The following is a 12,042-nucleotide window of genomic DNA, read 5'->3' as shown; positions in this document are numbered from 1 at the left end:
CAATTTGACAAGAATGAGAGAACAAAGATGAGAAAGCTATTACTTATTTTTATTGTTATTAGTATTGTAGCGATTGGGTTAACAACTCAATTTCTTAATAATGAAAGCCCAAATGCGCCTAAAGCAGTTGCAGGTGTAATCGATCTTAGGCAGTATGACTTGCACGAAAACACTGTAAGTTTGGATGGAGAATGGGATTTCATTCCTAATAAATTATTGAATTATTCCGAAATTGACACCTATCATTCTTATTTAGTAAATGTCCCTTCACTATGGTCTAGGTATAAGCTGGATGATCAAACTTTCACTTCACTTGGTAGCGGTACCTATCGTTTAAAAGTTCTTATTAATCATACGGATGCTATATTGGGCATAAAAACAGGTAATATTCGAATGTCAAATGCCATTTACATAAATGAAAAACGTATTGGACAAAGTGGAGAACCTGCCGAGGATTCGACATATGTACAACAAAATGTACCGTATGTTGCTTATTTTTCGCCTGACAAGGATGAACTGGAAATCATCATTCATGTCGCTAACTTTGATTATGCATCAGGCGGAGGAATTATTGGTTCCGTTTTTATCGGAGATCAAGAGAGTATTGGTAAATTAAGAGAAAGCTCACTTTTCTACGATTTAATTACTATTGCTGCCTTTTTTACAATGTTTATTTATTTTGCTGGTTCCTACTTATATGCCAAGCTTGAAATTGAGCAGCTTTATTTTTCTTTATTCTGCTTTATGGTTGGTTTATACAGTATATCTCATGGAGAAAAAGTATTAATGGAATTACTCCCTATCACCTATGAATCCCTGATACGAGTCCAAATCATTTCAAGTATCGGCTCAGGTATCTTCATGCTGCTGTATTTTTACCATGCCCTCCAGCAAATTGCCTATAAAAGGTTCGTGAAAGTACTTTGTATGATTGGCATTGTCTTATCAGCTACGGTGATGCTCCCCATATCCATTAGCTCATACTTACAAGCCGTCTATTCTATATATATTTTAATCAATATCTTTTACTTGCTTTATATTCAAACGATCGCAATCTTTAAACGTTTAGTAGGCGCTATTTATTTATGGTTTAGTACTATGGCAATTCTTATCTATATGGTTGTAGCTACATTAAATCTCAATATTAATTTAGAAATCTACTCTTTACCTCCTTTGCTTCCCTTTATTTGTTTAACGATGCTCTCTCTTTATATTTCACATCGTTTTACAGATTCCTACTTGGAAAAAGGAAGATTAACAAATGCTTTACTCCGGGTGGATAAATTAAAAGATGAATTTCTCGCAAAAACGTCACATGAGTTTCGCACGCCATTACACGGTGTAATTGCAATTTCTCAGTCCATGCTAGAGCCCCCTGAGAGCTCAACACTAACGATGGAACAAAAGGAAAAAATATCACTTATATTTAATATTACAGAAAAGTTATCACATCTTGTTAATGACATAGTAGATTTTTCAAAGTTAAAAGAGGGTGAGCTAAAGTTACGCCTGGCTAATGTAGACCTTTATTCTGTCACCCATGTTATCGTTGAAATATTGTCGTACATCGGCAATAAGGACGTAAAGATTTACAACTACATTGAACGAGGAAAATTTATTGTTGCAGACGAGGATAGACTGCGACAAATTCTTTATAACATTATTGAAAATGCTGTTAAATATACTAGGCATGGAAAAGTGGAGATATCCTGCTATGAAGAGCAGGGGTTCCTTACTATTGAAGTAAGTGACACTGGTCGAGGTATTGCCCCAGAGCATTTAGAGTCGATCTTTGAGCCCTTCCGACAACTAGAGGATGCAAGTAAAGGGGCTGGACTTGGTCTAAATGTAACAAAAGAACTTGTCAATTTGCATGGCGGGGAAATCACTGTCCATTCAGTGGTTGATCAAGGAACAACTTTCTGCGTCAAACTACCAGTGGAGCCAATTAAGCAAGATCAACAAGAAAAGCAACAGCAAAATAAAATTATATTAACAAAAGACTATTTACCAATAACATTCCCCTATTTTAAGGAAAGAACATCGGGTAAGAAAATATTGATTGCAGATGATGATCATATTAACCTCAAAGTACTAATCGATATTCTTGCAAAGGAGAACTACGCAATCATTGCTGTTGATGATAGTCGGCAAGTTTTTGAACAATTAACATTGCATCCAGATATAGACTTATTGATTTTAGATATTATGATGCCCAACCTTTCTGGATATGAAGTTTGCCAACAAATCAGAAAAAACTATTCTTCGGCGGAATTACCAATTCTAATGCTTACAGCAGCCATTAGACCAGAGGATTTACTTGCAGCATTCCAATCTGGAGCAAATGATTTTCTCCATAAACCATTAGATACTGCTGAATTGAAGACAAGAGTGCGAAATCTTATTTTATTAAAGGAATCAGCAGAAACTGCCATTAAAATGGAAACAGCGTTTTTGCAGGCACAAATAAAACCACATTTTATTTATAACGTTTTAAATTCAATTTTATCGCTAAGCTATTTAGACTTGGATAAGGCCCGTATTATGATAACTGACTTTGCTACGTTCTTAAGAAGCAGCCTTGCTTTTGAGAATACAAATAGCCTTATTCCTCTAGAACAGGAGCTTCTGCTAATTCAAGCTTACGTCAATATTCACCAGACGAGATATCCTGATCAACTTGAATGGGAAATTCAGATGGAGGAGCCATTACCTATACTGATTCCCCCTCTGCTACTTCAACCGTTAGTAGAAAACGCTCTTTTTCACGGTTTAAAAAACAAGCGAGCAAATGGAAAAGTATTAATGACTATTCAGAAAGATCAACAAATGATTGATATTCAAATTGAGGATAACGGTAACGGAATGACACAAGATTTAGTTGAAAAAGTTTTATCAGAGGAGCCCTCCGTTCACCAGAGCGTCGGAATCCGCAATATTACCAAACGTCTAAGAAAATATGAAAAGACCACTTTCCATATCGAAAGTATTGTCAATAAAGGAACGACTGTAAAATTAAGATTCCCACTATTTTTGGATGAAAAGAGGTGAAAGAATGTTAAAAGCTATCATTGTGGACGATGAAATTTTAGCAATCAATTTATTAGAAGCTATGTTAAAGGACAATGGAGCGATTGATGTGATTGGAAAATTTCTCAATCCTTTAGAAGCTATAGCAAACATTCCTACGCTCAAACCCGATATTCTTTTTCTAGATATTGAAATGGCTGAGATGAGTGGTATTGATTTCGCTAGTAAGATAGAAGAATTAACGCATGTTCTGGACATCGTGTTTGTGACTGCCTACGAGCATTATGCGATTGAGGCGTTTTCTGTTCAGGCTATTGACTATATTTTAAAGCCTATTGAAAAAGCCCGTTTAATGAAAACAATAGAGAGGATTTCTATACGAAGGGGGAAAGTTCAGCAACTATCAGATGGAAGTATACGAAATGAAGATGTTCAAGTCATCGAAAATTTCCACTTCCACCTACATTCAGGAAAGATGTACATCGATGGAGTGGCTTTAACCTTATCCACTAAAGAGTTTCATATTCTATATTTTCTAGCACAGCGACCAGGGCAAATTTTTCATCCATCTGACCTATATAAGCTCATTTGGGCAGAAGATAGTTTAGGACAAACACAGGCATTAAAAGTTCACATAAGCAATTTACGAAAAAAGCTGGAGTCCATCCCCGGCCATCAAGCTAACATTGTAACGGTAAGAGGTTCTGGTTATCAATTCCTCTTTACATAAAGACAAAAAGGCACGACGATTAGTTAATGAAATCGTCGTGCCTCGTTTTATTTTTTTGCCGCTTCTTGAATGTCATAAAATGCCCAATGCACGCTTGGGACATCCTTAAATATTGGCTTTTGATGTTCTGTCGTTACTTGACGAGCAAACAAACGATTTAGTACTTTTACTGCTTGCGCACGTGTTAAATAACCATCTGGATTAAATGTTAATGCCGTCGTACCCGTCATAATACCACATTCATTGACAGTATGAATCGATTTAACAGCCCAATGATTGACGCTCACATCTTTAAATATTGCACTTTGTGAGGGCGGTTTACAAAAGTCGCCATTTGGACGATTTGCATATTGCTTTTCTATCCAGCGGGCAGCCACTGTTGCCATTTGTGCACGGGTAATCAAGCCATTTGGATTAAAGTTGGTTACTGTAACCCCTTCAAACAGACCCTTCTCCTTCACAAATTCTATTGCATATTTAGCATCATGTTGTATTGTATCTGTATAGTTTGCCTTCGCTTGTGGAATTGTATTATCTGTTAATTGACGAGCAAACATCATGGCCATTTGTGCTCGTGTAACAGGGGCATTGGGACGGAAGGTACCATCTACATAGCCTTGAATATACGCTGTATGTGTAATGTCAATCGTAGGCTCCTCCACATCTTCATCTTTTGGTAAATAAAGAATGGAAAAGGTAGAGAATTTTTGAACCTCAAATTGTAAACCTAACATATCTTTTTGATAATCTATAACTTTCCCACGTAAAAATTCTTTGGTACCATCGCTATGCTCGATATAGATAGCTAGGTTATTAAGCTGTTCTTCGGATAAATCTTTAGGTAAAGGTAAGGTTAAAGTTACTGGGCGATTTTGCATATTAGTCTCAATTTTCATGGGCCGCCCTACTACCTTACTAAATGAACTACCCGTTATCTTTTGATCTATGAATTCACGCTTCACCCGCTCTTCGATTTTTAATCGATCTTTTTCCTCACTTAACGGGATTAGACGGAAATATAAATTGTCATTAAATGTCGCCAATGAATATTTAGATACATCGATTTTCACATTGTAGGCCGAAATATTTACATTCAATTGATTGTTTTTTAACAGAGTAACAATATTATTAGGCATTGATATATCAATTTGTTTTACTCTATCCTGTGAATCTGGAATTACGATACGTGCTTGATCTGAACCTTCCTCTTTTAGTTTAGTAATAGCTTCCGACATATTCTTTTCGGTTAAAATTACTTCATCTCTCATTGATCCATCTGTATCTTTTAATCGTTTAATAGTCGTTTTAGAAACCGTTTCTCCACTACTTGATTCTATATTTATAGTAATAATTTCTGGAGAAAGAGTTTCTGCATATTCAGAGAAAGTTGTATCCTTACTATTACTTGGAGCATTTTCTCTCGTAACTAAAATTGTATATTCCCTTTGACTACCATCTTCAGCAGTTACAAAAATCTTTATTGTATTTACACCTGTTACAAGCTTTATTGCTTCGGTACTTGCCTTACCATTTATTGTTACTATAGCTTTTTCATCCTCAGCTATTGGTTTTAAATATATACGATCTACTGTACTTGGAACATGGGTTGTATAAGACAATGTATTTTTGTTAAATGGTGTATTTAAAGTACCATATGAAATTGTTAACTCCTTTAAAAATGCATTTTGATTAGGAGAAAATGCTTTAACATGAATAGAGAAAACTTTAGTTTCCACATATTCACCTATAGTAATTTTAGCAGTCAATGTAACCATTTGATTTCCTTTGTCTGCAGATGGACGTATAACGGTTCCATTATCTTTCACTACTTCGGGCTTGTCAGATACCCAAGTAATTGTCGCACCATTTTCTCCAATAATCGGTAGAACAAGATTTTTAGTTACATTTTCTGAAGAGTCATCTTGAGAATAGACAATAGTAAGTGCATCTTTATCAAGTTGTACTTTTTGTTTTAAAATACTATTAACTTTACTATCCAACACAGATTGTAAAGTTTCTATTGCAGCATAACCTTGATTAGGACGTGCCATCATAATTTGCTGACAGACACTATCTTGATCTTCAATCGTAAGGAGATTAAAATGACTATAATTTAAATGATCATCATCAATAAAAATGGTCCAAAGTGTAAGTTCATCTGTCGCATTGTTAACATTTATAAGGTATGAACGATCATTAACTGCATTTAAATAAACTTGTCGCAATGTACTTGTAGATTGATACCCTGTCTGTGGACGTTCGACTAGTAATTTATTTGCCAAATAATTCTGATCGGCTAATTTAAAATTTTGAAATAATTCATTTCCTTTATAAGAGTAATGTAATACATGCCAATCCGTAGTCATGGCCAATTTCATTTCTTCGTTATTAGTTGCTGCATTAAATGAATAATAATTACTTTTTGCTGCTACAGGAGATATAGGTATCATATAAATTACTAAAATAGTTAGCAGCATTACATTCATTACTTTTCTTTTAGAGTTTCGAATAACAATCACCCTCTCTTTTTTAGAATCAAGTTTTAATAGCGACCGATTGTAGAATAGTCATCTTTAGGCAATAATAGCCACTCTGAATGATTAAAATTTGAAGTACCCGATTGTAGCCTTTTATCTCTTATATAGCCACCGCTACTTTGCAATATAGAGACGCTCGAATCCCTAGCTCCTAACATATCTATAACATTGCCATTACTGTCTTTTAACGTAATTGACACTGTTATTTTAGTTGCATCTCTGAAAACAAATTCCTCATTGAAATATGGCGAAACGGTCATATCAAAAAAATCATAAAAATAAGAATGGATGACTACAAAATTAGTATTTGGATGTATTAAAGGTATATTTAGTGTTTGGACCGTATGTTGTTTAAAAATTAAGTTATACTGCTGTATTTCTACTTTATAATTTGATAGTGGAACCATTGTTGCATTATATATTTCTAGGACATCATTATATTCTCCGTTTTGCACAAAGTCTGATATAAAAAATCCTGGGGCATCTACACTGGCTATAAAGCTTGTAGATACTTGTCCTCCTTTTCCATCATCTGCTGTAATAGTTATAATGCTTGTCCCCAATGAATGTTGAGTAATTTTAAGTGACGTGCCATTCAGACTAGCAGTTACCACTCCACTATTACTTGAGCTTACAGTCAAGGTTAATGGGTCGTTATCATCATCTGAAAATATATCATCCACTAAGACATTCCAACTATCGCCACCCATTGTTGCTCTCTGATTACTAATGGTCTTAGCTACTTTTGGGGAATGATTTACAGTAGGAGTTGTTACAGTAACTAAAAAGCTTGTAGATACTTGCCCTCCTTTTCCATCATCCGCTTGGACTGTAATTGTACTTACGCCAGCAGCAATCGGCAGAACAGTAATGGTTTGCGCATTTATTTGAACAGTAGCAATGGATTCATCACTGGAAGAAACGTTTACTGTGAGAACATCATTGTCAGCATCTGAAAAAATACCACTTCCATCTATAGTGATTACATCACCCACAATACCTAGTTGGTTACTTATAGGTTGCGCAACTACAGGAGGTTGGTTTGGTGGACTCGTTACGGTAACCTCAAATGTTGTCGTTTCGCTCCCTCCGTTACCATCATCCGCTTGTACTGAAATGACACTCTTACCTATGCCTACTAGCTCGATACTTATCATTTGAGAATTCAGTTGCGCTGTAGCAACAGATTCATCATTGGAGCTTACTGACAATGTTAAAGGATCATTATCTTCATCCGTAAATACATTACTTGCATCAATCAGAATTGGCGGATCACCAACATGCCCAGTTTGATCATTTATTAATTGCGTTACTATCGGTATATTATTCGACTTAGGTAAAACTTCTATTTCAAAACTACTGCTTGCTCTCCCTAACTTTCTATCATCAGCACTAATCTTTATTTTTGTCTTTCCAGGGGATAGCGCCTCAAGTGTTAATAAATTTGAACTTACCTCGGTTGTAACAATGCCCACGGTTTCAGTAATAGCTTTAAGTATTAAAGGATCATTATCAGCATCATAAAATAACTTACTTAAATCAATGACAATTTTCTCTTGACCAAGTGTCATGGATTGCTTTGGAATTATTTCAGAAGCTACAACAATCGGTGGTCGATTAACAGGTGCTGCATAGGCTACTTTTTCTTGAAAACAAAAACTACAGATTAAAGTTAGTAAAATGGCTATCACAAGACATTTTCTTTTTGGATACAAAGTGACCCCTCCTATTTTTGAAATTATGTAAATACAAAAGTTTGCAAATTCTCTCCTTTATCATGACTTTTAACTCATTTTTTATTATATACCAGTACTAAAAACCTAACTACAGAATATTATAATGACAAAAGTTAATTTTTCTTAACCTTTATTTGATATACCAAAGACGATTTTGTATTCTTTACTATCAGGTCGGATTTTTATGAAGTAACAAAAAGAAAACCCAAACTCTTACAAACTCAAACTGAGAGTTTTGTAAAATTGTTCGGGTTTTCATTGGCTAAAGTACACACATTACATAGCCTTTTAGCTAATTTTCGTTATTTACTATGAATATGTTTTACTGCCGCTTCTTGAATCTCATTAAATGCCCAATGATCACTTGGGACATCTTTAAATATTGGAATTTTATGTTCCGTTGTTACTTGACGCTCAAATAAGTGATTAAGTATCTTCACTGCTTGCGCCCGTGTTAAATAACCCTCGGGGTCAAATGTGTCTGCCGTTGTACCAGTCATAATATCCCTCGCATTAACAGTATGAATGGCTTGAACAGCCCAATGATTATTACTAACATCCTTGAAAACTTTACTTTGTGAAGTTGGTTTACAAAAATCTGCGTTTGGATTGTTTACGCAATGCTTTTCTATCCAACGAGCCGCTACTACAGCCATTTGGGCACGTGAAATGAAACCATTTGGTTGATAGCTTGCCTCCGTAACGCCGTTAAATAAACCCGTATGTTTCACAAATTCAATTGCATCTTTGGCGTCATGCTGAACAGTATCTGTAAATGTTGCCTTCGACGTAGGAATTGCATTAACTGTTAGTTGTCTAGCAAACATACTTGCCATTTGGGCGCGAGTTACAAAAGCATTCGGTCTGAATGTCCCATCTGCATTGCCGCGAATATAGGCTATATGTGTTGTTGGTTCCTCCACATTTTCAGGCAAATAGAGCATAGAGAAGGTAGAGAATTTCTGAACTTCAAATTGCAAACCTTGCATATCTTTTTGATAATCTACGACTTTCCCACGCACTAACTCTTTTGTGCCATCGCTATGCTCGATAAAAATAGCTAAATGATCAAGTTGTTCTTGAGTGACATTTTTTGGTAATGGCAGTGTTAAAGTAACAGGACGATTTTGCATATTCGTTTCAATTGTCATCGGACGACCAATTAAATGCACTTTTTCACTTTGTATTGAATTCTTAATTATATCTTCTTCTACTATTCTTTCTTCCACTCGATGTTGCTGTTCCGATGTCTTAATAGGAACTAAGCGGAAGTATAAATCATCGTAAAAGTTCAATAAATTTGGGATAGAAATCACTACATTCGCAGTAGCCATTTCTAACTTTATGTTTCCAGAACTTAATTGCGCTATTGAAGATTTGGGAATCTCAATGACAATTTCACTAACTTTATCATTTGTATCAGGAATAATAATCCGAGCAATATCATTCCGCAATTGTTTCGCTTTTTCTATTGTTTCCTTAGCAATATCCTCTGACATGGAAACATGATCCTTTATAACGCCATCTGGCATCGTTGTACGAATAATCGGTGTTTTAGATAAATTTATCCCATCTTCTCCTTCAACCTCTACAATAATACGTTCTGTGTTTGTTGTAGGAGTAGAGCTTCCACTGGTACTACTACTATTATTGCTGGTAGGTGGTGATACATTACTGATCCACATGGCATAAATAGTCATGTTTCTTGTAATAGAACCACTTTCGAAGTCAAATAGTTTTTCCAGTGTATTGCTTGAGTACCAACCTCCAAATGTGTAGCCTGCTTTCGTTGGCACTGTCGTTGGTTTATTTGCTTTTCCTCCATGGGCTACAGATTGTTGGGATACTGCACTTCCTCCATCCGTGTTAAAACTTACGGTATACGTCTGTGCGTTCCACTTGGCGTAAATTGTCGTGTTTTCTGTAATGACATTAGTAAAATCATAGACTTGTGTGCGGCCAGCATCTGTATACCAGCCTTCAAATGTGTAGCCTGCTTTTGTCGGTGCTGGGGTTGGCGCACTCGCTTTTTCACCATAGGCTACGGATTGGTCGGATACTGTACTTCCTCCATCCGTATTAAAACTTACGGTATACGTCTGTGCGTTCCACTTGGCGTAAATTGTCGTGTTTTCTGTGATGACATTAGTAAAATCATAGACTTGTGTATGAGCAGCATCTGTATACCAGCCTTCAAATGTGTAGCCTGCTTTTGTCGGTGCTGGGGTTGGCGCACTCGCTTTTTCACCATAGGCTACGGATTGGTCGGATACTGTACTTCCTCCATCCGTATTAAAACTTACGGTATACGTCTGTGCGTTCCACTTGGCGTAAATTGTCGTGTTTTCTGTGATGACATTAGTAAAATCATAGACTTGTGTATGACCAGCATCTGTATACCAGCCTTCAAATGTGTAACCCGCTTTTGTCGGTGCTGGGGTTGGCGCACTCGCTTTTTCACCATAGGCTACGGATTGGTCGGATACTGCACTTCCTCCATCCGTGTTAAAACTCACGGTATACGTCTGTGCTTTCCACTTGGCGTAAATTGTCGTGTTTTCTGTGATGACATTAGTAAAATCATAGACTTGTGTATGACCAGCATCTGTATACCAGCCTTCAAATGTGTAACCCGCTTTTGTCGGTGCTGGGGTTGGCGCACTCACTTTTTCACCATAGGCTACGGATTGGTCGGATACTGCACTTCCCCCATCCGTATTAAAACTCACGGTATACATCTGCGCATTCCATTTAGCATAAATTTTTATGTTACCTGTGATGTTACTATTAAAATCATAAGTCTGTGTATAACTAGCATCTGTATACCAGCCTCCAAATGTATAGCCTGCTTTCGTTGGCTCTATCTGTGGCATCGTTGCCTTTCCACCGTGCGCTACGGATTGATCCGATACTGCACTTCCTCCGTCCACTTCAAAACTCACGGTATACGTCTGTGCATTCCACTTGGCGTAAATTGTCGTAGCCTCAGTGATAACACTAGTAAAATCATAGACTTGTGTATGGCCGGCATCTGTATACCAGCCGCCAAATGTATAGCCTGCTTTCGTTGGCTCTACATGCGGCATCGTTGCCTTTCCTCCGTGCGCAACGGATTGATGGGATATGGCACTTCCTCCGTCCACTTCAAAACTCACGGTATGCATCTGCGCATTCCACTTGGCGTAAATTGTCGTAGCCTCAGTGATAACACTAGTAAAATCATAGGTCTGTGTATAACCAACGTCTTTATACCAGCCTCCAAATGTATAGCCCGCTTTCGTCGGCTCTATCTCCGGCATCGTTGACATACTGCCATTAACAACCGTTTGACTTGGTACCGCACTTCCTCCATCTGTTTCAAAACTGACTGTATGTTTCACTTGAGGTGAGGTGTTAAAATCGACTAATGAAATGTTGTTAAAAACAGCATAGTCATCTTTCATATTAGGTGAGGAAAGAATTAGAGTAATAATATTACTATTACTTATATCATTAATATTCTGTTCGGTAAGTAAATCACCGATAGGTAATAAAATAGGGTAATCGAAATTATTAAAACTATAAGCTGGTTTTGAAAAATCCTTCTCAATCCCTACATTACTTGGTAAATCAGCTAGAGAATATGTATTCCCATCAGTAAATGTCCAATCGTCCGAGCTACCAATATTAATTGTCAAATTGGATATATCTCCACCACTATCCGAACCAGGAATAGGTGTAAGACTTAATTTCGCATTAGAATAATCATAGTTTGACGGCAAGTAAAATTTTACATAAGCAGTGTTTGTCTGATCACCTGAATCATAACCACCTACGCCGGCTATTTCTTCTAAAATACCAACGCTATTCGGCATTCCTTGAAAGACAGTTCCCGTTACAATCTTACTTGGAAAGATAGTTGTAACTGCTGCCCTCGCTACTTGTAATTCTAAAAACGGTTGTACAATTATAAGCAACATTGCAATCAACATAAGGACAACATATACTTGTTGACGTTTTTTCATTTACA

5 protein-coding genes are annotated in these 12,042 nt (G+C 36.6%); 2 read left to right on the top strand and 3 right to left on the bottom strand.

Going from position 1 to position 12,042, the window contains the following annotated elements:
- Window positions 1–27: 27 nt before the first annotated feature.
- Both MKY80_RS00920 and MKY80_RS00915 read left to right on the top strand, forming a co-directional pair.
- The gene (locus MKY80_RS00920; protein WP_342531528.1) at window positions 28–3,051 is read left to right on the top strand and encodes an ATP-binding protein; all 3,024 of its coding nucleotides are present in this window, start codon (window positions 28–30) and stop codon (window positions 3,049–3,051) included.
- Window positions 3,052–3,055: 4 nt separating this feature from the next.
- Complete coding sequence (locus tag MKY80_RS00915) at window positions 3,056–3,760, top strand: DNA-binding response regulator (protein WP_089986892.1); 705 nt, start codon at window positions 3,056–3,058, stop codon at window positions 3,758–3,760.
- A 47-nt stretch (window positions 3,761–3,807) separates the two neighbouring features.
- Here the strand turns inward: MKY80_RS00915 and MKY80_RS00910 are convergent, their stop codons facing one another.
- The 3 genes from MKY80_RS00910 to MKY80_RS00900 all read right to left on the bottom strand — a co-directional run bounded on the left by MKY80_RS00910 (window position 3,808) and on the right by MKY80_RS00900 (window position 12,037).
- On the bottom strand, window positions 3,808–6,246 hold the full coding sequence (locus tag MKY80_RS00910) for an S-layer homology domain-containing protein (RefSeq protein ID WP_342531524.1): 2,439 nt from the start codon (window positions 6,244–6,246) through the stop codon (window positions 3,808–3,810).
- A 56-nt stretch (window positions 6,247–6,302) separates the two neighbouring features.
- Complete coding sequence (locus tag MKY80_RS00905; RefSeq protein ID WP_342531522.1) at window positions 6,303–8,012, bottom strand: RTX toxin; 1,710 nt, start codon at window positions 8,010–8,012, stop codon at window positions 6,303–6,305.
- A gap of 323 nt (window positions 8,013–8,335) precedes the next feature.
- A complete protein-coding gene (locus MKY80_RS00900; RefSeq protein ID WP_342531520.1) occupies window positions 8,336–12,037 on the bottom strand; it encodes an InlB B-repeat-containing protein in 3,702 nt (1,233 codons plus the stop codon).
- Window positions 12,038–12,042: the final 5 nt, after the last annotated feature.

The organism is Lysinibacillus sp. FSL R5-0849, assembly GCF_038595075.1.
GTDB classification, from domain to species: Bacteria; Bacillota; Bacilli; order Bacillales_A; family Planococcaceae; genus Lysinibacillus; species Lysinibacillus fusiformis.
This window is presented reverse-complemented; position numbering and strand designations above follow the sequence as displayed.